The organism is Planctobacterium sp. R6, assembly GCF_055755215.1.
In genome coordinates, this window is the sequence record NZ_JBVTQY010000001.1 from 245,527 (window position 1) to 272,090 (window position 26,564).

The window sequence follows — 26,564 nt, forward strand, 5'->3', positions numbered from 1 at the left end:
CAAAGTTGTGAAATATCGCAATAGGGACAGGGTACATTAGGGGTTATGGAAAATTTAAAAAGAATAATTGTAACTGGCGGTGCTGGTTTTATTGGTTCCAGGTTGGTGAAAAAGTTGTTATCCACAACCGAATTTTCAATATTAAACATAGATAAACTGACCTATGCAGGGACAAATCATACACATTCCAATGCAGTACGTAGTGATCGTTACCAATTTTTTAAGGCTGATATATCTGACAAAGCAAGAATATCTGAAATTATTAACCACTTTAAACCTGACGCAATTATTAATTTAGCTGCTGAATCTCATGTCGATAGGTCGATCAGCGGGCCTGAGGTTTTTTTGCAAACTAACATAATGGGCACATTTGTATTGTTGGAAGCTGCTCGGGAGTATTGGGAAAAGCTAAGAGGAAAAAACCGAGAATCTTTTACTTTTTACCAAATATCCACTGATGAAGTGTTTGGTGATTTGAGTAGTGGTGCCCCTGCAATGGTTGAAGAAGGACGTTATAATCCTAGCTCACCATATTCAGCAACTAAAGCGTCCGCCGACCATTTGGTCAATGCCTGGCATCGGACGTATGGGCTGCCAGTGAAGTTGAGCTTCTGTACTAACAATTATGGTCCATACCAATATCCCGAAAAGTTTATTCCTCTTATGATAAACAATGCCATTCAAGGAAAAGAACTACCGTTATATGGAGATGGTAGTCAAATCAGAGATTGGTTGTATGTCGATGATCATGTAAATGCGATTATTTCCATTATGTTAAACGGAAAAATCGGGCAGAGTTATAACATAGCCGGCAATAATGAAATCACTAATCTTGAAATACTCAATCATCTTTGCATTTTATTGGACCAGATGATGCCATCAAAAGAGTCCTATGTAGATCAGATCCAGTTTGTCCAGGATCGCCCTGGGCATGATCGTCGTTATGCTTTGGATGACGGTAAATTACAACGAGAATTGGGGTGGAAACCGCAAGTGAGTTTAATTTCAGGACTCAAATTGACCATCAAATGGTACCTTAAAAACCAAATCTGGATTAAGAACGCACTGGAACATAAAACAAATGGACTATAAGGGAATCGTTTTAGCAGGAGGAACTGGTGGGAGAATGTATCCGGTTACCAAAGGCACAGTAAAACAATTACTACCGGTTTATGACAAACCGATGATTTATTACCCTTTGTCGGTACTTATGTTGGCTAACATTAGAGAAATTCTCATCATCACAACCGCAAGAGATCAGGCTTTATTTAGAGAATTGTTGGGAGATGGGACTCGATTTGGTGTGAGTTTAACTTATGCGGTTCAGGAAGAACCCAATGGCATCGCTGAAGCTTTCAAAGTCGGCGCCAATTTTATTGCTAATAGCAAGGTTTGTCTCATCTTAGGCGACAATATATTCTATGGGCAAGGCTTCCTTAACAAGTTGGAGTCAGCAATGGAATTTGAGAATGGAGCTTCGATTTTTGGTTATCAGGTTAAAGACCCTGGAAGATTTGGTGTAATAGAATTTGATAATGAACGCAAGGTGTTGTCATTAGAAGAGAAGCCGGAATTTCCCAAAAGTCGATTTGCAGCAACAGGCTTATATTTTTTTGACAACGATGTCGTTGAAATCGCTAAAACTATGGAACCTTCGGAGCGAGGAGAACTGGAGATTACAGATATCAACAATTATTACTTGCGGCAAAATAAATTGAGGGTTCAAATTCTAGGGAGAGGGTTTGCGTGGCTGGATGCAGGCACGCCAGATAGTTTGCTTAAGGCCAGTCAATTTGTTCAGACCATTGAAGAAAGGCAAGGTTTTAAGTTAGCTTGTCTGGAAGAAATGGCCTACAGAAAAGGATGGGTTAGCAATACTGAGCTAATTCGATTGGGTAAAGAGGTTGATTATTCTGAGTACGGGCAATACTTACTTGAAATTGCAAGGGAGACTCAACATTGATTTGCGTGTAAGTCTAAGATCTCCATTATTTTGAGATTGAACGTTAGCTATTTCTATGTTTTATAGGATAACTGTCCCGGTTTCGGCTGCCAATTTTCAGGGGTCTTACCCTGTAGCAGATAAGAAAAAGCAATGAGTTCGGCAATGACGTAGTAGAGATTTTCTGGAATTTCCTGTCCCAAATCCATGCGGGCCAGGAGTTCGCTTAAGTAGGGATCTTCGTGAACTAATACCCCACTTTGTTTCGCCAGGCTGACGATCTCATCGGCTAAATCCCCAAACCCTTTGGCCACTACAGTCGGTGCATCACTACCGTCATACTTTAGTCCAACTGCACGTTTTTTTTGTTTATCTGAATCTGTATTCATATCAGGCTCTGGTTTGCAATATCTGATAAGGGTTTTGCGCTAGTTGCTCAGGAATATGACCGCGTTCGCAGCGACCAATTTCCAGGTTGAGCCCCAATGTGTCGAAGCGTTTTTTTAACGACGGAAGATATTCCATTACGGTGTCTTTGAGCGAATCGTTGGATGCATAAAAGTCTACTTTGATAGCGTCGTCATTGACTTTTGTTTTGGTTAACAGTTCGCCCAAATCGCCTACCGGCAGTTTCATCGTGAGTAACCAGGCTTTGTTGTCGGTAGTTTTATTGTGCTTGTCCTGCTCTTCAGGCTTGTCCCGGGTAATTAAAATTTCAGGGCTGGCATGTTGTTCACTTTGTCGAAACGGCAACACATAATAAAAGGCTTCCTGGCCTTGCAAGGTACGCTCTGCGTTTTGCAGTTTTTGTTTTGAATGGTGATTAACCAGATCGCCCAACAACTTTACCAGATTGTGCTTTTGATCAATCTGAGACAAGTCTTTTACACCTGTGCCTGGCGTTTTACCAGCCGTGGACTGTTTGCCACTGCCGGCAACAATATTGCTGATGTTGTTTGCTATTTTCTCAGTGAGTTCGTTATTGTTGCGACTCAGTCGTGCCGCCAGAGATACTTGCAGAAGATTAATTAAACCAGCCACCATGCCACCTGCGGGAGGAGATATTATACTTACCGGTGTAATGGGAAGTGCCGGGGATTGTAATAGTTGACGGATAGATTGCATGTCCGGTAACGATGTGGCTGCTTTATTCACATCGGTTCCAGAGGACGATACCTGTTTGCGAACAAAATGCTTTAGCTCTTCATTCACATTCAGACTTTTTAGTATTTCATCCACCGCCGGTGCGAGTTTTTGTAACTGGGTTTCTGAGCTGTTGGTCACTTGCTCGGATAAGCCGCGAATGGTATTTAAAACCTGATTTGCCTGACTGCGCAGGGCTGCTGATATTACTTCTGGTTTTATAGTCGAAGTGGGTGATGATGGCGGCTGTGATGATTCCCGGCTAGTACTGAGTGATACCATCAATTTTTCAATATTCTTAAGTACCAATTCCTGCATGTTGGGCATGGAACTAGATTGCAGTGTTTTTAACGTCTGTAATATTTGTTGTGCAGCATTGGATAATTTAGGTGCTTTTACATCATTGTCGCTGTTTGGTTCCGGAGCTGATTTTACGCTCTGTGTTTGCTGGTGTTTTTGTTCGCTGATTTTTATTTCCGGAATCACTTTGTTTACGTTAAGTTGGGTAAACTGTTTTTGGCTTTCTGCAATTGTTTTATCAATATCCGGTGACACCGGTTGTGCTTGCCTGTCGTGAGGCATTTTATAGGTCATGGCTTGGCGCTTGTCTGAGACCGGATTTGCCGATGAAAGAGTATTAGCCGTGACTTTTGCCTGTGTCGCGCGCTCCATCGACGGGGTGTCAGTTAACGTCTGAAGATTTTGCATTAATTGTCTCAGTTGATTCATCTGAGCTTTTTCCAATGGAATTGTGGCCAGTGGCTTGGTGCCAAAATCCAGTTGGACAAGTAACCGGTCTTCCTGGTTACGTACCTGTATCCTTGGAATAGATTCGGGCAGCTGGCTTTCGGTGAGTTTATTCAGCAGCGGGTGAACGGCTTGTCGTCCGTTGGAAGACAATTCCAGCGTTTTGTTAGGTGTAACCTGTTGTAATATTTTTGCGACGTCTTCGGGTGATACTCTCAATGACTCCTGTGTTGCGCCTGCGTTTATCCTGGCTTCCCAGCCAAGTGTGCCAGCGTTTACTTGCAGTTTAAGCACTTCTTGCAGGGTATAACGCTGTGGTGATTTGACCGGCAATTTCAAGGTTTCGCTATTAACACTGACCTGGATACTACTGGCCTGAATAGCAACAACATTTGCCTTAACCTCAACCGGTGTTGCGATGTTGGCGGGATTTTGGGTGATTTGCTGCAGTAACATTTGAGATTGCTGAGGTGTCAAAGCAATGCGTTGTTTGAGGTATTTGGCACTAATATCGAGCAAATTTGCTGATGTGTCAGGATTTAACTTAAAGGATATTGCTTTACCTGATTCAAGGAGTAAGGGTATCTTTGGCGCGGGTACTGTCAGCTTGCCTGTTGCTGTGCTTAAGGTGAGCTGGGCGTTGCTGGTCTGTTGTACTATAGCCACAGTGCCTGTGCTACTAACCGACTGAAAGCTGGACGATAGTGTGCCTGTCGAATTTGAATTCGAGGCTTGTTGAATATTTGCGGTTATAACACCAGAACCAGAAAACGTGCTCATACGTAAAGTCTATCGGCATTTGTAATAAATTACTGAATTTTCAGTTCTTACAATTTTAAATTGTAGTGGAATTGTCATTCTATATCAGAACACAGAAGAAATTATTGCTATAGCATAAAAATACCCGGCAGAAATATGGTATATTCTCGCGGCATTAATTAGGAGCATTGGGCTTGGATCGTCTCACCGTTTCAGATCTGCAGTGTATTAAACAAGATCGAGAACTTTTTTCGCAGTTGTCCTTTCAGGTATGTAGCCGGGAGGCATGGCACATCGTCGGAGACAATGGGGCGGGTAAAACCAGTTTATTGCGCATTGTGGCCGGTTTATCTCAGGCTCAGCAGGGGGCCGTTCACTGGAATGATGAGCCAATTTCGCAATGTACTCAGGACTACAACCGCAGCCTGTTGTATCTGGGGCATAAGTTGGCGTTAAACCAACACCTGAGTGCCATCGAAAATCTGAAATTCTGGGCCGGCATTCAGCAACTGGCCGAGACAATCGATCCCTATCCGCTGCTTGCAACTTTAGGACTGGCAGGGCTTGAGGATATCCCTGTGGCCAATCTGTCTGCCGGTCAACAAAGACGGGTGAGTCTGTGCCGTATCTGGATGAAAAAGGCGAGCTTACTCATTCTGGATGAACCCTTCAATGCATTGGACGTGGACTCAAGAGCGTTGCTCGAGAGTAAACTTCGACAACATATTAGTGAGGGAGGCATGTTGTTGTTTACCTCACATTGGCAGTTGGCATCAGATATCAAGATCAAGGAACTGCGCCTGGAGTATCAACTCTGATGCATCCGATCTGCGCCATATTCAAAAAAGAATTTTCACTGCTGGCAAAAGGCAGCGCCGAAATGATGATGCCGCTGCTGTTTAGCGTTATTGTCGTCAGTTTGTTTCCTCTGGGTGTTGGCCCGGGTCCTGATACCTTGCAACTCATTGGTCCCGGGGTCATTTGGGTGGCTGCCTTGCTCAGTGCACTGTTAGGGCTTGAGCATCTGTTCCGCGACGATTTTCAGGATGGTACGTTAGAGCAATATTTATTGTCACCAGCCAGTCTCACCATGATGCTGATGACACGTCTTTTTTGTCACTGGTTGTTCGTTATTGTTCCTTTGATTTTGATTTCTCCCTTGCTGGCTTTGTTTCTTAACCTGACGCTCAATATGTACTGGGCGTTACTCAGTACCTTATTGGTTGGCACGCCGCTGTTAAGTCTGGTTGGCGCCATTGCCGTGGCACTAACCTTATCTATCAACAAGGGCGGTGTGTTACTGGCGGTGTTATTGTTACCGGTATTTATCCCGTTACTAATTTTTGCTACTGCAGCCATCAACAATGCCGCGCTGCAATTGACCTGGTATGGGCAATTAGGCATTATCGGCGCCATGTTGATTTTTGCTCTTGCGCTATGTCCCTACGCAATTAGTTATGCTATCAAAGTGAGTCATCATTAATGTGGAAATGGTTACATCCTTACGCTAAGACAGAAGCCACTTATAAATTGGCTGGTCAACTTGCCCCCTGGTTTCTGCTGGTGGGTGCTTTTGCGCTGCTTATTGGTACCCTTTGGGGATTACTGTTTGCCCCTGCCGATTATCAGCAGGGTGATGCGTTCAGAATTATTTATCTGCACGTCCCTTCTGCCATCTTGTCGATGGGGTTCTATTCCGGGATGGCAATCTGTGCTTTCATTGGTTTGGTTTGGCAGGTAAGAACTTGCTATATGGCGATTGTCAGTATCGCCCCCATCGGGGCCTGCCTGACATTTATCGCTCTTTGGACTGGGGCAACATGGGGCAAGCCCATGTGGGGCACCTGGTGGGTGTGGGACGCCCGGTTGACATCGGAATTGATTTTGTTGTTTTTATATTTCGGCGTAATGGCACTTTATGCCAGCTTTCAGGATAAGCTTCAGGGCGGCAAAGCGGCTGCTGTCATGGCGCTGGTGGGGGTTATTAATCTGCCAATTATTCACTTTTCGGTAGAGTGGTGGAATACCCTGCATCAGGGGGCCACAATAACCAAATTTGCCAAGCCTTCAATGGCACCTGAAATGCTGTGGCCCTTGATGTTAAATATAGTGGCATTGGCCATTTTTTGTGCCGGATTGGTGTGTCGCCGTTTGCAAAATGAGATCTTTTTGCGGGAAATTCGACGCCCCTGGGTGATAAAAATGGTGAAAAAGGCAGAGGTGAAGTAGTTATGCAATTTGCCAGTATCGGTGAGTTTTTCGCCATGGGCGGTTATGGATTTTATGTCTGGATGGCGTTCGGTATTTCATTTTTCTTACTCATTGTCATGTGGTTTGCAGGGCGTTGGCAAAGCAAGTTGCTGTTTAGTAAGGCGCAACAGGAGCTGGCCCGGGCACAGAGAATAAAAACCGCCAGAGCTGCGAAAAAGTCCAGTCAGCCAGATAATTCGTAACCATTAACATTTACTTTTTGGAGCCTAAACAGAGTCATGAATCCCAGACGTAAAAAGCGCCTTTTGGCGGTGACCGGCATCGTTGCTCTCATTGCTATTTCCGTGAGTTTAATGTTGTATTCGTTAAATCAAAATATTGATTTGTTTTATACTCCCAGCGAGATTGTCAATGGTAAAGACGGTCGTTTGCCGGTAGCCGGACAGCGTCTGCGGGTAGGTGGTATGGTGGTTGAAGGCTCTGTGGAACACGACCAAAAGGAGCTGGCGGTCACCTTTAACCTGGTGGATATTGGGCCAGTGGTCAAGATTATTTATAAAGGATTGCTACCGGATTTGTTTCGCGAAGGGCAGGGTATTGTAGCCACCGGAAAATTACTGGATGCTAATACCATTATGGCCGATGAGGTCCTGGCCAAACACGATGAAGAATATATGCCGCCCGAGTTGGCTGAAGCCATGAAAGGTATCAGGCATGAAAAGCCAAAACAGATCTATGATGCTGAAGGTCGCAACTGATGATCGCTGAGCTGGGGCAACTATCTTTAATCCTGGCCATGATGGCCTCAATGTGCCTGGGTTTTTATCCCATTGTTGGCGCAATTCGAGGTGAGCCGCGTTTGCTCATCATGGCAAAACCGATGGCATTCGCCATGTTTGCATTTACCTTACTGGCCTATATGGCACTGACTCATGCCTTTGTGACTGATGACTTCACCATCAAATATGTGGCGAATCATTCCAATAGCCTGTTGCCTGTCTACTACAAATACACGGCAGTCTGGGGCGGGCATGAAGGTTCTTTTTTGCTCTGGATGTTGATGCTGTCGGGGTGGACATGTGCCGTCGCTATTTTCAGCCGCGGGGTACCGCTTATCATGGTCGCAAGAGTTTTGGGTGTACTGGGAGCGATTGCCCTGGGCTTCTATTTGTTTTTAATTCTGGCCTCCAACCCTTTTGAATCCTTGTTACCTTATTTTCCTGTCGATGGCCGGGATTTGAATCCCTTACTGCAGGATATCGGTATGATTATTCATCCCCCTATGTTGTATATGGGGTATGTCGGATTTTCCGTGGCGTTTGCGTTTGCCATTGCTGCATTGATGGCTGGCCGTCTGGATTCCACCTGGGCGCGATGGGCAAGGCCGTGGGCACTGGCAGCATGGGGGTTTCTAACCCTGGGGATTGCGCTGGGAAGCTGGTGGGCTTATTACGAGCTTGGCTGGGGTGGCTGGTGGTTTTGGGACCCGGTGGAAAACGCATCATTTATGCCCTGGCTGGCAGGTACCGCGCTGATCCACTCTTTGGCAGTAACTGAAAAGCGCAAGGTGTTCAAAGCCTGGACCGTATTGTTGGCGATCTCTGCATTTTCGCTAAGTTTGCTGGGGACCTTTTTGGTGCGTTCCGGCATTATCGTTTCAGTGCATTCCTTTGCCAGTGATCCCGAACGGGGATTGTTTATTCTTGGCTTGTTGGTACTGGTTATTGGATGTTCGCTGGCGCTGTTTGCCATGCGCAGCTCTATGTTAAAGAGTAGCAGTCGTTATCAGTTGGTTTCCCGAGAGATGATGCTGATAGGCAACAATGTTTTTTTAACTGCGGCCACCATTGTTGTGTTATTAGGTACTTTGCTGCCTTTGGTGCACAAGGAGCTGGGGCTGGGGTCTATTTCAGTGGGAGAACCATTTTTTAATCAGATGTTTACCTGGTTAATTGTGCCGTTTGTTGTATTACTGGCAATGGGGCCAATGAGTCGCTGGAAGCGCCAGGCAATCGGTGATTTAAAGAGTCAGCTTTTATGGGCAGTATTGTTGGGTTTGGTAATGACTGCACTGCTTCTGACCAGCTTTGAACGATTCTCAATGTTAGCGGTATTGGGGACTTTCCTGGTATTTGTTATCGTGCTCACTACCATCCAGGAAATTTTGTTGCGTACCAACCAGCAAATCAACTGGCGAAATTTACGCAAGTTGTCCCGCAGTCACTGGGGGATGGTGCTGGGCCACCTTGGATTTGCCGTTACTTTACTGGGCATAACCCTGACCAGCAATTTTAGTGAGGAGCGCGAAGTCCGGCTGAACATCGGTGACAGTGTGGAGCTGCAGGATTATCAGTTTACTTTTAAGCAGGTAAGGCACATCGAAGGACCAAATTACAGCGCAGATGGTGGAGTCGTGACGGTGACCCGAAACGGCGAATTTGTTACTGAGTTGCTGGCGGAGAAGCGCTTTTATCCGGTGCAGCGCAATGTAATGACCGAAGCCGGAATAGACAGCAACCTGCTTCGAGACTTGTTTGTGGCACTAGGGGATGAATTTACTGATGGCTCATGGGGCCTCAGAGTGTATGTTAAACCCTTTGTTCTGTGGATTTGGTTGGGCGCGGCCATTATGGCGTTGGGTGCACTACTATCCATCATGGACAAACGTTATCGCCTGGTCAGTGTCAGCAAAGCAAATCAGGCTAAGAACATAGAAAACAGACAAATATCAGGTACAGGAGCTGATTTTGGTTAAGAAGTACTTACTTTTATTTTTACCTCTGGTGCTATTCCTGCTTTTGACATTTTTTCTGGTTAAGGGGCTGTTTTCCGAAGCCAGGTACCAGGTATCCACACAGGTCGATAGGCAACTACCTGAATTTTCTCTGCCAGACGTAATGGATGAAAATCAGCTTTATACGCGACAGGTATTTGAAAATCAGGTGACCTTAATTAACGTTTGGGGCACCTGGTGTGTGACCTGTGCCATTGAGTTACCCTTTTTAACGTCTCTTCGGGAGCAGGGGGTAAGAATTGTAGGCTTGTATTTTGAACAGGACCTGGACCCGGACTTTGGCGGGAAAAGCCTGCAGCAAATCCGCACTGATATACGCCAAACGCTAAATCAGTTGGGCAATCCCTACCAGTTTAATATTTTCGACGTAAACCGCGACTACTCTATGGATCTGGGCGTAACTGGGGCACCGGAAACCTTTTTGGTGGATATGCACGGTCGGGTACTTTTGCATCATGTTGGCGATTTAAATGAGCGGGTTTGGCAAGACAAATTCTTAGCGCTTTATCAACAAGCCATGTTGGAGCAGAAAAATGGTTAGCCGATGGGTTCTGTTTATTTGGGTTTTACTCTTTAGCCTGGTTGCCAACGCCGAAGAAAAATATCAGTTTGAAAACCCTCAGCAAAGAGCTGATTTTCTGTTGCTCACCAAAGAACTGCGCTGTCCGAAGTGTCAAAATCAAAATATCGCGGATTCCAATGCATTGATCGCCAATGACATGAAGCGCAAGGTGCATCAGTTGTTACTGGAAGGTAATGATAAACAACAAGTAATTGAATTTATGAAGGTACGCTATGGCGAATTTGTCCATTATCAGCCACCAATGACCCCGGTGACATTTTGGTTGTATTTTGGTCCTGTGTTGTTCGTGCTCACTTGTTTTGGATATTTTATTTATCAACGGCGTCGGAATGACGGGCAAAATTCAGCGCAGAACATTACGGGGTCTGTTGATGACCAGCAGATTGAAAAATTAAAACGCGCTGAATCAGCGCTAAAGGATACGCAATGACGGTGTTTTATGCAGGCGCGACAGGTCTGCTCATCCTTTTTGTATTGTTTTTAGTGATCCCGTTTTGGCGGGCGACACGAACCGAAAAGCAAAAAGAATCCGCGGTCAGTAACCCGGAAATAGTCCGGCAACGACTCAATGAGTTACAACAGGAAAAAACGGAATCGTTATTAACAGCAGAAGACTATGATGAAGCGGTTATTGAAGCTAAATTGAATTTAGCGGATGAATTAGATTCTGCTTCCGGCATTACATCCACTGAAAATAAAAGAATGCGTTTGGTGGTTTATGTCGCCATGTTTTTGGTCATTTTGGTTACCACTGCCTGGGTATATATCAACAATAACCAATTGAGTCAGGTGGAGTCCTGGTTACAGGCGCAGCAAAAGTTACCCGAGTTGGGCCAGCGTATTGTGGTACAGGCTGATGAACAGATATCTCGTCAGGAGTTGGCGGAGTTTGCATTGGCACTAAGAACCAAACTCAGCAGGCAACAGGACGATGCTGTGGGATGGTTATTACTGGGACGCGTGTTGTCTTCTTTCTCAGATTTTGAAGGGGCCATTGATGCGTTCAATAAATCGTTGGCCATTGAACCCGAACGACCTGGCGCACTGTTTAGTCTGGCTCAGGCGTTACTGGTCACCGCTGAGTCAGAAAATATGCACAAAGCAGAACGTATTTTATTGCGCTTGCGAGCAATTTCACCGGAAGACGATAATGTGCTGGGCTTACTGGCGGTGACTTTGTCCCGCAATAACAAAACTCAACAGTCAATTGACGTCTGGCAGGAGCTACAGGCGCGGCTGGATGAAAACGACCCGATGCAGGCAACGATTGAGCAGCAATTGGCGCAGTTGCGCACTGGTTCGGAAGCTCAGCGTGGAGCAATGGAACAGGCAGAAACAAAAATACTTGTTTCCGTTTCCATTGCCCCTATATTACGTGGCAAGGTTCCGGCCGACGGACAACTATTCGTATTTGTTCAGGATGCTGAATCTGACAACCGTATGCCGGCAGCCGTTGTTAAGCTCCCTGTAGACAGTCTGAACGCCTCGGGCTCAATTTCTGTCACATTGGCGGATGCTGATGCCATGCTGCCAAATTATCAGTTGTCCAGTTTGACTTTGGGGCGCGTTATTGCCCGTATTTCCAGTGATGATATGGTGACTGCCGAGGCCGGTGATTTGCAGGGGCAAAGTACGGTTTCTATTGTTGTGGGAAACACCATTGAACAAGCCATTTTGATAGACAAGGAATTATAGTGAAGAGCAAATTTTTCGGTATTCTCGTGTTGCTATTGCTGACTTCTGCCTGTGCCTCGAATCAACAGGTGCAGGAGCAGGCACAAGCGTCAAATAAAGATCCCTTAGAATCTGTCAACCGGACGTTTTGGGAGTTTAACTGGGACATATTAGATAAACATGTACTCAGACCTGTTACCGTAGCCTACGTTGATTACACACCAGAGTTGGTGCGAGGCAGTTTGTATAACGCAGCCAGAAATCTGGATGAGCCGGGCAATACGTTAAACAATCTGTTGCAGGGTAAGATGTCTGATTCATTGGTGAGTCTGAGTCGATTCGCTCTGAACTCCACTTTTGGTATTTTTGGATTGTTTGATGTCGCCAACGATTTAGGGTTGGAGCGAAAGCGGGAAGACTTCGGGGAAACCTTGGGTAAATGGGGGGTGGACACAGGTGCGTATCTGATGATACCGGGAATGGGCCCCAGTGATGTGCGCAGTACGTCCGGTGATATTGTCGATTCTTCTTACTGGCCCATTGATGACTTAAATATCTACTTCACGGTGTTTTCTGGTGCAATCAAAGCATTGGAAGCCCGGGCACAGCTTATGGCGCAGGAGCAACTTATCTATGACTCACTGGATAGCTATGCTTTTGTAAAAGATGTGTATTTCCAGGATTTAGCACACAAGGTCACCGATGGTAAGGTGCAGGAGCCTGAACTGACCAGTGAAGAAGACGCTGAGCTGGATGCGTTACTCGAAGAGTTCTAATCACGATAAATCTCAATTGCAGGCACCTCTGTGTGCCTGTTCATTTCAGGTATTTTCGACACATATTAAATTGGATTGGCCGAATCAATAACGGGTATAACGCAATGACCAGGGCCGCCCAGATTAGCGTTTTCCAATCTTCACCAGCCCGCAATATCAAAGCAAACACCGGCGCCAGCACGAATAACTTAAACAGATTAAGCAACAATCGCTCAGGCGGCGTCAGTTTGTTGTTCGCGTTTTGCAGCGCCTCTAATCGCTCTGACAGGGATTTGTTTTGCAGTTCTGGTAAAGAGCGATGGGTGAAATAAAATTTCATTAAGTTTTCCTGAATACTAATCTGTTGATGATTCTATCAAAGTTTTCCTTTGGCACCTTATCTGTGTGCAAAATTCCGGTTTGTTTTATTAACAAGGTTGTAACAATTGACAGATGTGGCTTGAGATTAGCCGACACTTCTTGTATAACACGACGCTGCGGTTAGTGCCTTCTGCAAGGAAAACTAACCCAGGCAATACATTCAGATAACAAATCACAATAAGAACATATCCAAAAATTATTCCTAACAGGCAGAAATTGATAATGAGTGAATCCACCCTCAATTCCCCCTCAACCGCTGAGAAACCGAAAGAGTTTTTTGGTCATCCGGCTGGTTTGCAAACCCTATTTTTTACTGAAATGTGGGAGCGCATGAGTTATTACGGCATGCGCATGTTACTGGTGCTCTACATGACTGCGGCGATGCAGGAAGGTGGGCTAGGTATTACCGTCGCTGCGGCAACCGCCATTTATGGTTTGTATACCGGAGCTGTTTATTTTATGGGGCTACCTGGCGGCTGGATGGCAGACCGATTAATTGGCGGCCAAAAAGCGGTTTGGTACGGTGCCTGGATCATTATGGCCGGCCATATTGTACTGGCGATACCCAGTGATAAGACTTTCTTTTTGGGTTTAGTGCTGGTGGTTTTGGGGACTGGTTTGCTAAAACCCAACATTGGTGCAATGGTCGGAATGTTATACAGCGCTGAAGATCAGCGTCGGGACGCCGGATATACCTTGTATTATATGGGGATAAACCTGGGCTCAGTGTTTGGCTATTTCTTGTGTGGTTGGTTGCAGGTTGAATACGGTTATCACTATGCCTTTGGTGCCGCGGCTATCGGGATGGGGATTGGTATTATTCAATTTCGCAAGACGGCCGGTCGCCTGGACGGTGCCGGCGCAAAACCGCTGGAGCCTCTGTCACCGAAAGGTAACAAAATGGCATGGTCTGCCATTGGCGCTTTTTTGGTCGGACTTGCAGTTGTTATATTGGCGATGATGAGCGGAGCACTGACGATTGATCCGGTTATTGTAGCGCAATATGTTGTGACCATTATTACGATTGTATTTTTGGCTTATTTCGCCTTTATCTTTTTCACCGGCAACCTCAATGGCAACGAAAAGCGTAGTCTCGGGGCATTGTTTTTGGTCTGTATTGCTTCCATCTGTTTCTGGGCGGGGTTCGAGCAAGCCGGTTCCTCGCTAAATCTGTTTGGTCGCGATTATACTGATCGACTCATTGGCACCTTTGAAATACCTACGGGTTGGTTTCAGTCTTTAAATTCGTTATTCATTATTACCTTGTCGCCGTTTGTTGCTGCTTTGTGGATAAATCTGGCTAAACGCATGATTCGTCCTTCATACGGATTTAAATGTGCCTTGGGTCTGGTCATAATGGCCACTGGTTTTATCGTGATGTTTTTTGCTGCGCAATATGCGGCTGCGGGTTTAAAGGTAGCACCATACTGGTTGGTGGCCACTTACTTCCTGCATACAGTTGGTGAATTGTGCCTGAGCCCGGTAGCGTTGAGTGCGGTCAGTAAATTATCACCAAAGCGCTTCGCGGGACAGATGATGGGGGTATTTGTCTTAACCTACTCCATAGGTAACGTCGTTGCCGGCCTGTTGGCGGGTAACTTTGATCCGGAGAACGTGGCTGAAATGCCCAACCTTTATCTGCAAATCAGCTTATTTAGTATTGCAATTGGAATAGTTATCCTGCTCCTAACGTTTAAAACTAATAAGTGGGAAAAGCTGGCAGAAAAATAACCGAAATACGCTGTTATTTTGCGAAGGCTCCCTTGAGGAGCCTTTTTTGCGTTTTTAAATACAAATTGTAGAGATTTTTCTCAAACAATTGAGTTAAAATGCGCGTTGTTTTGTGTGATGTAACCTGCACGTAAACAATCATAATTATAAAAAAGTCTTCAGCCCAATAATTAAGCACAGGATTGGATTCGAACTCATATGTTGGAAAAAAGAGTTTTAACGACACTATTTGCATTGCTGTTAGGTATGACGGCATTCATTGTCAATGCGCAATATAATCAAGCGCCAACCGCACAGCAAATTGAACAATTTAAACGCTTGCCGGTGCAACAACAGCGGATTTTGGCTCAACAATTAGGTATGGATTATTCGATGATCCAGTCCTACCTATCCGGCAGTGGTGCAGCAAGTCAACCCAATATTGATACCACAGATACGACTGTGTATCCCAGAGGCACTGAGTTTGATGAGCTGGGAAACCCGGTCAGTTACGAAGATCCCATCGCCAGGTTTTTGAAAATCGAAAGCCAGGAGCTAAAACCTTACGGGTATGAATTATTCGCAGGTAGTCCGTCTACTTTTGCACCTGCCACAGATTCCCCGGTTCCGGCAAATTATTTATTGGGAATTGGTGATACGCTCGAGATCCAAATCTACGGAAAAGAGAACAAGAATTATACGTTGCAGGTTGACCGTGAAGGATTGATAGTGATCCCTTCCATGAGCCCATTGAATGTTGCCGGATTGACTTTCAGCGAGGCGAAAACCTTTATCTCAGCAGAAATTTCCCGCTATTTGTTAGGTGTTGAGTCCCATGTGAGCATGGGGCAATTGCGCAGTATGCGTATCTTCGTTCTTGGTGAAGCCTATAAACCCGGTGCCTATACGGTGAGTTCTCTGACTACCATGACTCAGGCGTTATTTTTGAGTGGTGGTGTCAATGATATTGCTTCATTGCGCAATATTCAGTTGAAGCGAGCCGGTAAAACTATTTCTACTCTGGACCTGTATGAGCTTTTAACCAATGGCAATACCAAAAATGATGCCCTGTTACAGCCCGGTGATGTGGTCTTTATTCCAACGATCGAATCTTCGGTTACCATCAAGGGCAATGTAAGACGTCCCGCTATCTATGAATTAAAAAACAATACCACCTTTGCTGAGGCCATTAAGCTTGCCGGAGGTTTCGCCTCTGATGCCTATCAGGGGGAAGTCAATGTACAGCGGGTTTCTGATGGGGCTATTACACAGTTGACAGTGAGTTCATCGCAAATGAATACTCGTGTCGAGAGTGGCGATGTTATTGATGTGTCAGGGGTGTCTGATAGTCTCGATAGTGCTGTCACCCTGGTAGGCGCTGTTGCGCGTCCGGGACCGGTGCAATGGTATGAAAACCTTAAGCTGAGCAATCTTATCCGCAATCGCAAAAAAGATCTGTTAGCCGAAGTGGATTTAGATTATGCCCTGATACTCAGGGATTATCAGACCGGTGAAAATCTGCAAATTATGCAATTCCAGCCAGCTAAACTATTAGCCGGTGACAGCAATCATGACTTTACGCTTAGCAAAGAAGACATCATTGTTTTCTTTTCTCAGGTTGAGTCCACCAGTCTTGGTGATGAAGATATTCAGTCTTTGGCGTTGACTAAATCAGGTTTAAAAGACAAAGAAAAACAAGCCTGGAAGGAACGTATCGAAGAACGGTTGTTTTGGCAGCAAATCGGTTTTAATTATCAGGCGGCCGAGCTGGAAGAATTGGAAAGCGAAGAGGATACACTGAACCCAACAAACTCAACTGAGCCACTAATCAGGCTGACGCAGTTAGAAATGGAGAATCTGGGTAAATTCCACGATGCCACCGCATATTCCCGTACCCGACTATTAGCACCTATTATCGAAAAATTGCGTATCCATGCTTCATTTGAGCGTCCCTTAAAATTGGTGGAAATTTCGGGTTCCGTACAATACCCTGGACTGTATCCTTTACCTGATAATGGCAATCTGTCGGATGTGTTTTTAGCCGCCGGTGGTCTTTCAGAATCCGCGTTCTCACAGCAGTCCGAAATCACCCGATATAATCAAACCGAAAGTGGCGACTTACAGGTTAACAATATCCAGTTCAGCCCGCAAAGAGTAGTGGCTGGGGAGGTGCAGTTTGATTTGCAAAGCCGGGATCGTATTAACGTGTTCAGAAATCCTGAATGGCAGGAGCAACTCAGTGTCGAGTTAAGAGGAGAGGTTACATTTCCAGGGACTTATACCATCAGTCGTGGAGAAACCTTGTCCAGTGTCCTGGCTCGCGCCGGAGGGTTGACTCAATACGCAGACCCTAATGCGTCAGTGTTTCTCAGAAAATCTTTGCGTTTGCAGGAGGCTGAAAATTTACGACGTCTCACCGAAGACCTGCGCAAGGAAATTGCTTCTGAAAGTCTGCGTAAAGACAGCGGCGCTGGCTCGCTGGTTAGTTACAGCGAAATACAAAAATTATTGAGAGACTTAACTAGTGTTAAGGCCCTTGGCAGATTAGTTATTGATTTACCAAAAGTTATGGCAAGTCAGGCAAGAGATATCGCCCTGGAAGATGACGATGTTTTAGTGGTGCCGGGTCTGAATAATACGGTGAATGTCATTGGCGAGGTATACGTACCCACTAGCCACCTGTACGAAGATGACGCTTCTTATACCGCTTACATTAATCAAAGTGGTGGCTTTAAAGGTTTTGCAGACAAAGAAAGAACTTACATTATAAAGGCTAATGGTTCAGTCGTTATTCCGGATTCAGACGGTTTTTGGTATCAATCTTCCGGCAAAAAAGATTTTGCGGTTAATCCGGGAGATACCATAGTTGTGCCGTTTGATAGTAGTCATGTGGATAATCTGACCTTATGGACGAGTGCTTCACAGATTATGTATCAATTTGCAGTGACTATTGCCGCAGTTGGCAGCTTATAGGGGATAACATGATAACAACTACAACAATTCTTGCACTGCTGCTGGCTTCGTTAGGCTGTTACGCAGCAATTAAACTGGTTAAACCTTTTGCGCTGAAGGTAGGACTGGTGGATATTCCTAATCACCGGAAAATACATTCCGGTGAAGTCCCCCTGGTGGGAGGGATTGCCGTTTACTTAGGCGTATTAACGGCAAGCTCGGTGCTATTGCCACAAGGTCAGTTGATTAATATTTATTTGATTTCTGCTGGCCTTATCGTATTACTGGGAGCACTGGACGACTACAAAGATCTCTCCGTTGGCGTCAGAATTATTGCTCAGATTTTAATTGCTTCACTGATGGTTTATGGTGCCGGGATTCACCTGACAAACTTTGGTGATATTTTATTTGGTTTAAGTACTCAGCTGGGTTGGTTTGGTTACCCCTTAACGATACTTGCGACTATTGCTGCCATTAATGCTTTTAATATGACCGATGGTATTGATGGTTTAGCCGGTATGCTTAGCCTGGTGGCGTTTGCCGGTATTGCCTTGCTTATGATGTTTGGCGGAGAACCTTTATTTGTTTTACCGCTAATTCTGGCATCTTCTATTGTGCCTTTTTTATTCTTTAATCTGGGCATTATTGGCGGACGGGCAAAGAAAATTTTTATGGGAGACGCTGGCAGCATGTTTGTCGGGTTAAGTATTGTCTGGCTTTTGGTTATCGGTACACAAGGAGAGCAAACTACTTTCAGGCCCGTAACAGCATTGTGGCTGATTGCTGTGCCGTTTCTAGATATGTGTGCGATTACCATCCGTCGCCTGTTAAAAAGACGCTCCCCGTTTAAACCTGACAAAGAACACGTTCATCACATTGTGATGCGTTTAGGATTATCAGCCCGTTCTGCCCTGGTGTTCATCACCTTGATCTCTCTTATACTGGCGGCATTTGGCTTATGTGGTGAATACTATCAGTGGCCGGAAAGCTTCATGTTTACCACGTTCATGATGTTGTTTGTGGTGTACTTTTTTGCACTAAAACATGCCTGGAGAGTCAGTAAATTCATCCGCAAATTTTTGTTAAAAAGGCCTTCATTTAATTAAGCCTTTTTTATTCAGCCTTAGTTAATAGTTGCACTTTAAGATGTGTGTCAGTCTTAAGAGGAAGTTTATGAAAGTTAATTCTGGTTTTACGCTTGTTGAGTTATTGATTGTTATAGTCATTATTGGTTTGTTGGGCTCTTTGGTTGCTCCCGAGATGTTCTCAAAAATTGGAAGCTCCAAGCAAAGTACCGCTAAAGCACAGATGCAAATGTTCGAGACATCGCTGGATACTTTTTACCTGGATGTTGGTGATTATCCGTCAAATCTTGAAGAATTGCGCAATAGCAGTAAACCCGGTTGGGATGGTCCATACATCCGCAAAGAGATCCCATTGGATCCCTGGGGAAATGAGTATCAATTGCAGGTACCAGGTGGAGAAGGCAGTCCATATGCCATTAAATCATTCGGTAAAGATGGCCGCGAAGGTGGCGACGGTGAAAATCAGGATATCGTAGTAAGCGGATGAATCTGGAAAAATTACTGGTTGAGGAGTTTCAGGTTTCAACGGTAGATCTGGAAAAAGCCAAAAATTACCAACAGCGATTTGGTGGTAGGCTGGAACAACTGTTGGTTAACATGGGAAGTTTGTCAGAAGACGCGCTTCCCAATTTATTTTCAAGTCTTTTATCAGTCCAGTTACTTACAGATATTGATGCGTTGAGCGAAGACTACGGGCTTCCTGAGTGGGCCGCAGCGCTTGATGTTCAGTATCTGGTTAAACACAGCTGGATCCCTTTACCGGAAAAAGCTCATTTTATATGTGCGGATCCGTTTGACTGGGAAGTTAACCAATACTTACTGCAAAATGATTATGAGCCTCAGTTTTCGATCGCATCTAAAGATCTGATAAATGGCTTAATCGCTGAGCACTTCAATCAGGAAACCGCTGAAAAAAGCCATACGCTGAACGAACTGGAAGAAGATCGCCTCAGAGAGTTGGCGTCTGAAGCGCCGACAGTAAACCTGTTAAACAGTCTGATTGCTAAAGGACTTAAACTAAAAGCTTCCGATTTACATCTGGAACCTGTGGCTGGGCGCTACCGCATACGCTATCGCGTTGACGGTGTGTTAAATGATGATGGGGTACTACCCTCAACCCTCAGTTTACCGGTTATTTCGCGTATTAAGATCCTTTCAAATATGGATATCGCGGAAAAAAGGCGTCCTCAGGACGGTAAAATTGAAACCAAAATTGCCAACATTGAACTGGATATTCGCGTTTCTGCATTGCCGCTGAACAAAGGCGAAAGTGTGGTTTTACGTTTCTTGCGCAAAGACTCAGTCACCTATGATATGGATGTATTGGGTATTTCCTCTGATATTCGTCAAAAGATAACTCAGGATCTGAAATCAACAGCCGGTGTTATTTTATTAACTGGCCCAACAGGTAGTGGTAAAACTACCAGCCTCTATACCTTTCTCAATGAACTGAATAGTGACAATGTTAAAATTATCACTTTGGAAGATCCTGTGGAATATCAGTTAGAAGGTATCAATCAGGTACAGGTGAATTCTGAAATAGGTTTTGATTTCGCTGCGGGTTTACGCAGTATTGTACGTCAGGACCCTGACATTATTATGTTGGGGGAAATTCGGGACCAGGAAACTGCGCGCATTGCTATGCAATCAGCGCTTACCGGTCACCTGGTATTTTCTACGGTACACACCAATGATGCGCCCAGCGCATATACCCGCTTAGTGGATTTGGGTGTGGAGGAATTTTTGCTCAATGCTGCGATTATTTCTGTGATGGCGCAACGTCTGGTAAGAAAGGTTTGTCCTCATTGTGCTGTGGTAGATGATGAAACTGAATTGCATGAACGCTTAAATATAGCGGAGCTATTGGCAAAGGCAAACATCGCTTCTCCGAAATTTGTGAAAGCTGTCGGTTGTGAACATTGTGATAACAATGGCTACAAAGGCCGAATGTCAATCATGGAGTATTTACCTTGTGACGACGCTATTCGCGCGATGGACAAAGACAGTTATTTTATTCCGGAAGCCAGGGCGCACAACAAGGCCTCCGGCAATCGAACGCTTTTAGAGGACGGCTTACTGAAAGCCTCACAGGGACTGACAACGATTGACGAAGTATTAAGGGTATGCTCCTGATGCCGTTTTTCAGTTATAAGGTTTATGATAAGGATGGTCATGTTGAAGAGTCTGAGTTAGAGGCGGAAAATATCGCTGAAGCGCGAAGTAAGTTACAGCAACGAGGTATGCTGGTGACTTATGTCAAGCCAATCGCTGACTCAGGCGTCATTAAGTTTCCCTGGCGTAAAGATTCGGTCACCTTAAATGATTTGGAATTTATTACCTCTGAGTTATCAATCCTGCTCAATAGCGGGGTGAAAATTGATAAGGGTCTTAAGATTGTTGCTAAAAACCGTAAATCCGGTGGTTTGGCAAATCTGGTTAATGAAATACTTAAGAACCTGAAAATGGGTAAAGGTGTAGCTGAGTCATTTGATACCAAAGACAAAGTCTTTGACTCTCTGTATCTGAATCTGATTGCGATAGGGGAAAAATCCGGTAAGTTGCCGCAGGTCTTTGAAGGATTGGCCAACGATCTTAAGTTTAAAAAAGAACTCAAAGCCAAGGTTACTCAGGCGCTGACTTATCCTGCCGTGATCCTGTTTGTCTGTATTGCCTGTCTGGTGTTTGTATTCAATTATATTGTGCCGCAATTGGCGTCTATATTTGCTGAAGGCGATGACATACCGGTATACACCGCACTTTTGATCAATACCAGTAACTGGATGCTGAAATATCAGTTGTGGTTGGTGGCTTTAGCGGCCATTGTCGGCGCTTATCTGTATCACAAACGCAATGATCCGGCGTTGAAAAGCCTGATTGCAAAGCGAGCATTTGCACTACCTGTTTTATCAAATCTTATCAAACAGACAGAATGTATCAGGTTCAATTCAGCCATGTCATTGATGTTAACAGCCGGTGTCAAAGTCGATGTTGCCATTGCTTCAGCAACCAGAAATATCAAAAATGCCATCATCCGTAAAAGCCTGGAGATCGCCAATGAAAAAATCAAAAAAGGTGGTGCTATTTCAACCAGTCTTGGCATGACTCCACTGTACCCCGACTTTTATGTTTCGCTGCTTGAAGTGGGTGAAGAAAGCGGCGAATTAGAACGGATTTTTGATGAAATTGCGGTGCGCTCCAAAACTGAGTTTGAAAATTGGACCAATAGAGTGACAAATATCCTCGAACCCCTGTTAATACTGGTAATGGGTGGGATTGTAGGTAGTGTAGTTATCACTATGTTACTCAGTGTTGTTTCTGTTAATGATATTTCACTTTAGTCAGGCTTGTCAGCGATGCAGAGGTCTTCCGGTTTTACGCTAATAGAGTTGTTAATCGTGATAACGATCTCTGCGATGGCAATAAGCCTTGTTGGTGGGCTGACCATTGATTCCATCACTAAATTCAAAGCCAAAGCTGAACAAATAAGACTAAAGTCATTTTTAAGGCAAAGCAGTCATCAGGCTTTTATTCACGAAAAACAACTAACAGTAAAATCAACCGCCAATTCCTTGAGATTACTAAGCGAAAATAAAAGCGTTCATATTTTGCAGTTTGAGTATCTGATCTTTCAGGACGGAGAATTACACATAAATCCTGCTGGTTTTTTTTCCGGAAGTCAGCTGTCTTATGTGCTCAATGGCCGACGTATTACCTTAGGTCTGCAGTCGCTGTGAACTCCAATAAAAAGACAGCCGGCTTTTCGCTGATAGAGGTACTGGTTGCCTCTTTTATTTTGTTTATGGTGATCAGTGCCTGTTCAGGCATTTTTTACGGTGCCGTCAAAAGTAAAAAGACTGCAGAAGACTATACCTTATCTACCAGTTTTGCACCGCTATTGGCTGAACACATCGGGTTGCAGATAAAAAATGGTGATACTTCAGGAAATGGTTATTTTCTGGGAGTCACTTACCGTTGGCAGGCTAAAACATTGAAGTCTGCGGCGGTCAACTCTTACACAGCGGTAGGCATGAGTAGCGGTGGTTCAGGTGACGTCGTGGGTAATGCGGTATTGTGGCAAGTGAGCCTGTCTGTTGATAGTAAATTTCGCAGTGACGATTTTTCCTTTAATACAACCACCTGGACTGCAATATGAAGTCCTCAAAATCGACAGGTTTTTCTCTGGTTGAGCTACTGATCACCATGACCATCCTTATCATGGTATTGTTCATCGGAACCATGGCTTATCGCCAGTACTCTGTATATTGGCACAAAGAAATGGGGCAGTTTGATGAGAAATTACAAACCGCGAAAAACATAGTGCAAATCCATTCAATTATTAAAAATATCAGACCGCACATGGTGAAGTTTGAAGAAAATGTCTGGGGGCATTATTTTGAAGGGGCAAGTACACTCATTCGCAGTGTCACTGAACACGCCATAAGCCAACCCGGGAATGCCGCTATTTTTGAATTGAGCGTGGTTGCCGACGGCGAATCCAGAACCCTGGTGTATCGCGAAAAACCTATCGTTGAATCCCCGTTTTTTAATTACGAGGCGGACCATCAATATACCTACGAAAAAAGATTTGATTTTAGGTTCGATGAGTTGCAATTCGAATACTTTGGCTGGCGACATGTGGATGAATATTTTACAGCTCTGGAGTCCCCGGACCGATTCAGCCAGGCCTGGTATGGTGCCTACAGCGGCAGAGACTCAATGGTCACCCCTAACATCATCCGGATCACCATTGCGATTGACAATCGCAACTCCCTGTTAGAAGTTCCCGTTTTACAGTTTATCCCTGAATACATTCAAAATTACGGGCAGGGCAATGAATAACATCAGACAGCAGCGGGGCGTTGCTTTAGTTCAGGTTTTGTTAATCACCGCAATGTTATTAATTTTGACCATTGAATTAAGTAAGGATTCCCGGAGTCAGATCAAGACCGCTATAGCATTGAAGCAAAAGGCACAGTTGGTATTACAGGCGCATAGCCTCAAAGAGCAATTGAAGTATGATTTAATGGTATCAGTTAAAGATAATACCAGTGGAGTAAAGGAAGCCGATTATCGCTTTGACAGTACGCCGGTTAAACAGGGCAACCTGACATTCACGGTACAGGATGAGGACGGTTTAGTGAGTTCTATGTACGGTGGCCAGTATCTGGATAAATTACTGGGCGAAAGCAGTGCCAAGTTAATTACAGAGTATCAGGGAGGTGGCAATTTAACCGTGCTAACTCCTGAAATGCGTGGTGGTATCGTACCGTCTCTGAAGGAGTTGCGCATGGTGGACTCAGGAAATAAAGCTATTAAGTCCGCCGAAATGACACAACTACCGACATTACAATTTAACCTTTACAATTCACCGAATGGATTGCTGGAAAGGTTATTTGGTGCGGAACAGGCACAGCAAATTATTGCGCTAAAACAAGCCGGAAACGCAAATCATCAAAGCTGGCAGGAGATAACCGGCAGGGATAGCGAGTATGATGTAAGCTTCTTGCCAGGCAACTTTCTTGTGCTAACAATAACGGCTAAACATGACGATTTGGAAATAGTGAGAAAAACAAGGTTAATGATGAATTTTGACATACAGCCGTTTATGGCGGAAATAGTGGCGGAATAACGATGAAGTTGGTGCATTCTTATTTACGCAACAACCTGTTTTTTATCCGGGGGCAGCAACTTTATCGGATAATCGATAAAGAATTTAAACCAGTTGATGATGACGTATTTCTCAAAGCCCCTTTTCCGGTGCTGCTTATTGCGCGGGAGAATTTAACCGAAGTCATTAAGAAGTACCCGGTAACGGATAAAAGTGACTTGCGAGAAATCATTCGCCAGGAAGTCGCGTCAGTAGCTATGTTGACAGAGCCTGAGATACGAGAGCATGATTCAGTAGTAAAAATCTGGACGCCTCAATCTCACCTTTTTGAGCGTTTTAGCCACAAACTGTTCGCCTGGTTACCTGAATCATTATTGTTGGCTCAATTTGATAAAGATCGTTTATTCCAGATTCAACGGTGTGGTAGCAGTGTATTTTCGTTTAACGATATTAATGGTAATTACACCGCAGCCAGATTGGGGGCGTTTAAATCTGCTGAGTACTTTTTGATGTCCATCGGTGCCCCCGTTATCGCCAGTACTGAAATTCAGGAAACGGATTATGCGCACAGTCTATATGAACAGCTATTCAAAATATCAAAGTCACACGGCTTAGCGATTGTTAAAGCGCAGCAATTTAGGCAGAAAATCGCCAAAATGTTTAACTGGCCGTCCATTTTACTGGGGGCTTTTGGTGGGGCCTTACTTTACTATTTCAGTCTGATTGGATTTTATGCCTTTAACATTAATCAACTGGAAAAAGACATTGCAGATCAAAACATTGCCAGCGTAATTAAAACCCGGCAATCCATTCTGGAAAAAAGAAAAGTATTTGCAGAATTCGCTAATCAGGATGCCGGGCAAAATATTGATATGCAGATGTGGCGTTTTCTGGGAGAAGTGATGCAAAAGGATATATCTATAATAAAAATCCGCACCACTAACGAGGGAATGTGGGTCCGATTGCAATCTAAAGTGGCCACAGACAGTTTGAGTTATGTAAAACGACTGCCCTATATTAAGTCCGCATCCTTCGCCAATGCAGTTCAAAACTTTCGTGGTCAGCAAAGATTCAATGTGAATATTACGTTTCAGGCAAATGCAGCAGTAAATGCTGCTTCTGCACAGGGGACGAATAATGAATAGACAACAACTTATGCTGCTTTTGGTCGCTTGCTTAGTGATCATCAAATTTGTGTTTATGCCACTGGATGAATATACCGAGTCTCAGGTGTCTGAAATTGAACAACTGTCGGAGCGATTGAGCAAAGGCAAATCCGTGATCCGTGAAGTTAACAAAATGCAGGAGCAGGAAGCTGAAATTGATAGTCGTTTGAGTGATGCAAAAGCGCAGTTTGAAGTAGCGCAAAGTGCAGAACAGGCTCAGTTTGACTTTCAACAACGTCTGGAGGAAAAGGCTAAAGCCGTGGACGCGAAGATTGAGAGTCTGGAGTGGTCGGGATCTACCACAGGTGTTCCTTCAAGTTCGCTGTTGAAAGTTGTATTTGATGATGATCTGGAAAGGGTAATGTTGTTACATAGCGATATCAAAAATCTCGGATTTGGTGTTGTCACCAGTGACTTCCAGTTATCTGTGCAAAGACAAATTTTGAGTCGGAAACTGCTGGGTAATGCATCAGGTCATTTTACGGTACGGATATATTATTTGGTGAATGATGAATAAAATAGCCCTCAGTACAACATTAAAAGTTTTGGCCTGCTTTTGGTTAATTCCATTATTGTTTTCGGTTGTCGGGAGTTTAGGGGGAAACAATATTTCGTCTAACTCAAACCTTCAGGATTATCAGGTACCTGAGATATCGATCGCGGAACAGAAAAAGGTTAATAATGAAACCCTCATCGCTTTGTTCGACACGCTGTTACCAGACAGAAAGAAAATAAACCAGGACAGCATTGAAGAAGAAACGCAAGTCGCGAAAGAAAAAGTTATTGATAAAACGTTACTGCCTAATTTCAGCAACTTTGATGATCAGCACCAAATTTCACTGGCCGGGATATTCAAAGAGCGAGATATCTTTGCCGTGGTGCAGCTAATCAACTACGAAACCAGGGCCAGTGAGTTTCGCAAATTAGAACTGAACAATCAGATTGGCGATTTTGAATTAACCGCAATTTTTGAAAACAAAATTGAATTGACCAGTGGTACTTCACAAATCCACCTCGAATTATTTAAACAAGATTCTTAAGGTAACTCATCGCA

The 26,564-nt window shown here is 44.4% G+C and carries 28 protein-coding genes; 25 read left to right on the forward strand and 3 right to left on the reverse strand.

Annotated elements, in window-relative coordinates; genetic code table 11:
- The first annotated feature begins 45 nt into the window (after nucleotides 1–45).
- Both rfbB and rfbA read left to right on the forward strand, forming a co-directional pair.
- Complete coding sequence (rfbB, locus tag AC0J20_RS01100) at nucleotides 46–1,092, forward strand: dTDP-glucose 4,6-dehydratase (RefSeq protein WP_473020277.1); 1,047 nt, start codon at nucleotides 46–48, stop codon at nucleotides 1,090–1,092.
- On the forward strand, nucleotides 1,082–1,963 hold the full coding sequence (gene rfbA, locus AC0J20_RS01105; protein ID WP_229529415.1) for a glucose-1-phosphate thymidylyltransferase RfbA: 882 nt from the start codon (nucleotides 1,082–1,084) through the stop codon (nucleotides 1,961–1,963). Before rfbB ends, rfbA begins: the two co-directional genes overlap by 11 nt.
- A 53-nt stretch (nucleotides 1,964–2,016) precedes the next feature.
- On the opposite strand, the gene AC0J20_RS01110 is transcribed toward rfbA, so the two are convergent.
- A complete protein-coding gene (locus tag AC0J20_RS01110; RefSeq protein ID WP_473020278.1) occupies nucleotides 2,017–2,331 on the reverse strand; it encodes an EscU/YscU/HrcU family type III secretion system export apparatus switch protein in 315 nt (104 codons plus the stop codon).
- A gap of 1 nt (nucleotide 2,332) precedes the next feature.
- Nucleotides 2,333–4,498, reverse strand: a complete 2,166-nt coding sequence (locus AC0J20_RS01115) for a hypothetical protein (RefSeq protein WP_473020279.1) — start codon at nucleotides 4,496–4,498, stop codon at nucleotides 2,333–2,335.
- Nucleotides 4,499–4,785: 287 nt separating this feature from the next.
- Here AC0J20_RS01115 and ccmA point away from each other — a divergent pair, with 287 nt between their 5' ends.
- From ccmA to AC0J20_RS01165, 10 genes are read left to right on the forward strand one after another with little or no spacing between them, the layout of a single operon-like run.
- Entirely contained in the window at nucleotides 4,786–5,409 is a 624-nt protein-coding gene (ccmA, locus tag AC0J20_RS01120) for a cytochrome c biogenesis heme-transporting ATPase CcmA (protein ID WP_473020280.1), read from the forward strand.
- Nucleotides 5,409–6,074 carry a heme exporter protein CcmB gene (ccmB, locus tag AC0J20_RS01125; RefSeq protein ID WP_473020281.1) on the forward strand — a complete coding sequence of 222 codons (666 nt, stop codon included), beginning with the start codon at nucleotides 5,409–5,411 and terminating at the stop codon, nucleotides 6,072–6,074. The genes ccmA and ccmB overlap by 1 nt, the downstream gene beginning before the upstream one ends.
- Nucleotides 6,074–6,820 carry a heme ABC transporter permease gene (locus AC0J20_RS01130; RefSeq protein ID WP_473020282.1) on the forward strand — a complete coding sequence of 249 codons (747 nt, stop codon included), beginning with the start codon at nucleotides 6,074–6,076 and terminating at the stop codon, nucleotides 6,818–6,820. Before ccmB ends, AC0J20_RS01130 begins: the two co-directional genes overlap by 1 nt.
- Nucleotides 6,821–6,822: 2 nt before the next feature.
- On the forward strand, nucleotides 6,823–7,044 hold the full coding sequence (gene ccmD / locus AC0J20_RS01135) for a heme exporter protein CcmD (protein ID WP_473020283.1): 222 nt from the start codon (nucleotides 6,823–6,825) through the stop codon (nucleotides 7,042–7,044).
- Nucleotides 7,045–7,080: 36 nt separating this feature from the next.
- Complete coding sequence (gene ccmE / locus AC0J20_RS01140; protein WP_473020284.1) at nucleotides 7,081–7,560, forward strand: cytochrome c maturation protein CcmE; 480 nt, start codon at nucleotides 7,081–7,083, stop codon at nucleotides 7,558–7,560.
- On the forward strand, nucleotides 7,560–9,557 hold the full coding sequence (locus AC0J20_RS01145) for a heme lyase CcmF/NrfE family subunit (RefSeq protein WP_473020285.1): 1,998 nt from the start codon (nucleotides 7,560–7,562) through the stop codon (nucleotides 9,555–9,557). The genes ccmE and AC0J20_RS01145 overlap by 1 nt, the downstream gene beginning before the upstream one ends.
- The gene (locus AC0J20_RS01150) at nucleotides 9,550–10,137 is read left to right on the forward strand and encodes a redoxin family protein (RefSeq protein WP_473020286.1); all 588 of its coding nucleotides are present in this window, start codon (nucleotides 9,550–9,552) and stop codon (nucleotides 10,135–10,137) included. Before AC0J20_RS01145 ends, AC0J20_RS01150 begins: the two co-directional genes overlap by 8 nt.
- A complete protein-coding gene (locus tag AC0J20_RS01155; protein WP_473020287.1) occupies nucleotides 10,130–10,609 on the forward strand; it encodes a cytochrome c-type biogenesis protein in 480 nt (159 codons plus the stop codon). Before AC0J20_RS01150 ends, AC0J20_RS01155 begins: the two co-directional genes overlap by 8 nt.
- Nucleotides 10,606–11,874: a c-type cytochrome biogenesis protein CcmI gene (gene ccmI / locus AC0J20_RS01160; protein ID WP_473020288.1), complete on the forward strand. Its 1,269-nt coding sequence runs from the start codon at nucleotides 10,606–10,608 to the stop codon at nucleotides 11,872–11,874. Before AC0J20_RS01155 ends, ccmI begins: the two co-directional genes overlap by 4 nt.
- Nucleotides 11,874–12,629, forward strand: a complete 756-nt coding sequence (locus AC0J20_RS01165; RefSeq protein WP_473020289.1) for an MlaA family lipoprotein — start codon at nucleotides 11,874–11,876, stop codon at nucleotides 12,627–12,629. Before ccmI ends, AC0J20_RS01165 begins: the two co-directional genes overlap by 1 nt.
- 40 nt (nucleotides 12,630–12,669) lie before the next feature.
- Here the strand turns inward: AC0J20_RS01165 and AC0J20_RS01170 are convergent, their stop codons facing one another.
- Nucleotides 12,670–12,948: a DUF6170 family protein gene (locus AC0J20_RS01170; RefSeq protein ID WP_473020290.1), complete on the reverse strand. Its 279-nt coding sequence runs from the start codon at nucleotides 12,946–12,948 to the stop codon at nucleotides 12,670–12,672.
- Nucleotides 12,949–13,211: 263 nt separating this feature from the next.
- Here AC0J20_RS01170 and AC0J20_RS01175 point away from each other — a divergent pair, with 263 nt between their 5' ends.
- From AC0J20_RS01175 to AC0J20_RS01235, 13 genes are all read left to right on the forward strand, one after another.
- The gene (locus AC0J20_RS01175) at nucleotides 13,212–14,720 is read left to right on the forward strand and encodes a peptide MFS transporter (RefSeq protein ID WP_473020291.1); all 1,509 of its coding nucleotides are present in this window, start codon (nucleotides 13,212–13,214) and stop codon (nucleotides 14,718–14,720) included.
- A 198-nt stretch (nucleotides 14,721–14,918) separates the two neighbouring features.
- Nucleotides 14,919–17,672: an SLBB domain-containing protein gene (locus AC0J20_RS01180; protein ID WP_473020292.1), complete on the forward strand. Its 2,754-nt coding sequence runs from the start codon at nucleotides 14,919–14,921 to the stop codon at nucleotides 17,670–17,672.
- A gap of 8 nt (nucleotides 17,673–17,680) precedes the next feature.
- Nucleotides 17,681–18,757 (forward strand): UDP-N-acetylglucosamine--undecaprenyl-phosphate N-acetylglucosaminephosphotransferase, encoded by a 1,077-nt coding sequence (gene wecA / locus AC0J20_RS01185; protein ID WP_473020293.1) that lies wholly within the window; start codon nucleotides 17,681–17,683, stop codon nucleotides 18,755–18,757.
- A gap of 67 nt (nucleotides 18,758–18,824) precedes the next feature.
- Nucleotides 18,825–19,223 (forward strand): type II secretion system major pseudopilin GspG, encoded by a 399-nt coding sequence (gene gspG, locus AC0J20_RS01190; protein WP_229529399.1) that lies wholly within the window; start codon nucleotides 18,825–18,827, stop codon nucleotides 19,221–19,223.
- A complete protein-coding gene (locus AC0J20_RS01195) occupies nucleotides 19,220–20,869 on the forward strand; it encodes a GspE/PulE family protein (RefSeq protein WP_473020294.1) in 1,650 nt (549 codons plus the stop codon). The genes gspG and AC0J20_RS01195 overlap by 4 nt, the downstream gene beginning before the upstream one ends.
- Nucleotides 20,869–22,074 (forward strand): type II secretion system F family protein, encoded by a 1,206-nt coding sequence (locus AC0J20_RS01200; RefSeq protein ID WP_473020295.1) that lies wholly within the window; start codon nucleotides 20,869–20,871, stop codon nucleotides 22,072–22,074. Before AC0J20_RS01195 ends, AC0J20_RS01200 begins: the two co-directional genes overlap by 1 nt.
- Nucleotides 22,075–22,089: 15 nt before the next feature.
- Complete coding sequence (locus tag AC0J20_RS01205) at nucleotides 22,090–22,470, forward strand: type II secretion system protein (RefSeq protein ID WP_473020296.1); 381 nt, start codon at nucleotides 22,090–22,092, stop codon at nucleotides 22,468–22,470.
- Nucleotides 22,467–22,889, forward strand: a complete 423-nt coding sequence (locus AC0J20_RS01210) for a type IV pilus modification PilV family protein (RefSeq protein ID WP_473020297.1) — start codon at nucleotides 22,467–22,469, stop codon at nucleotides 22,887–22,889. Before AC0J20_RS01205 ends, AC0J20_RS01210 begins: the two co-directional genes overlap by 4 nt.
- Entirely contained in the window at nucleotides 22,886–23,575 is a 690-nt protein-coding gene (locus tag AC0J20_RS01215; RefSeq protein WP_229529394.1) for a type II secretion system protein, read from the forward strand. Before AC0J20_RS01210 ends, AC0J20_RS01215 begins: the two co-directional genes overlap by 4 nt.
- Complete coding sequence (locus AC0J20_RS01220; protein ID WP_473020298.1) at nucleotides 23,568–24,365, forward strand: hypothetical protein; 798 nt, start codon at nucleotides 23,568–23,570, stop codon at nucleotides 24,363–24,365. The genes AC0J20_RS01215 and AC0J20_RS01220 overlap by 8 nt, the downstream gene beginning before the upstream one ends.
- A 2-nt stretch (nucleotides 24,366–24,367) precedes the next feature.
- Complete coding sequence (locus tag AC0J20_RS01225; protein ID WP_473020299.1) at nucleotides 24,368–25,489, forward strand: hypothetical protein; 1,122 nt, start codon at nucleotides 24,368–24,370, stop codon at nucleotides 25,487–25,489.
- Entirely contained in the window at nucleotides 25,482–26,027 is a 546-nt protein-coding gene (locus AC0J20_RS01230) for a hypothetical protein (protein WP_229529391.1), read from the forward strand. Before AC0J20_RS01225 ends, AC0J20_RS01230 begins: the two co-directional genes overlap by 8 nt.
- Entirely contained in the window at nucleotides 26,020–26,550 is a 531-nt protein-coding gene (locus tag AC0J20_RS01235; protein WP_229529390.1) for a hypothetical protein, read from the forward strand. Before AC0J20_RS01230 ends, AC0J20_RS01235 begins: the two co-directional genes overlap by 8 nt.
- Nucleotides 26,551–26,564: the final 14 nt, after the last annotated feature.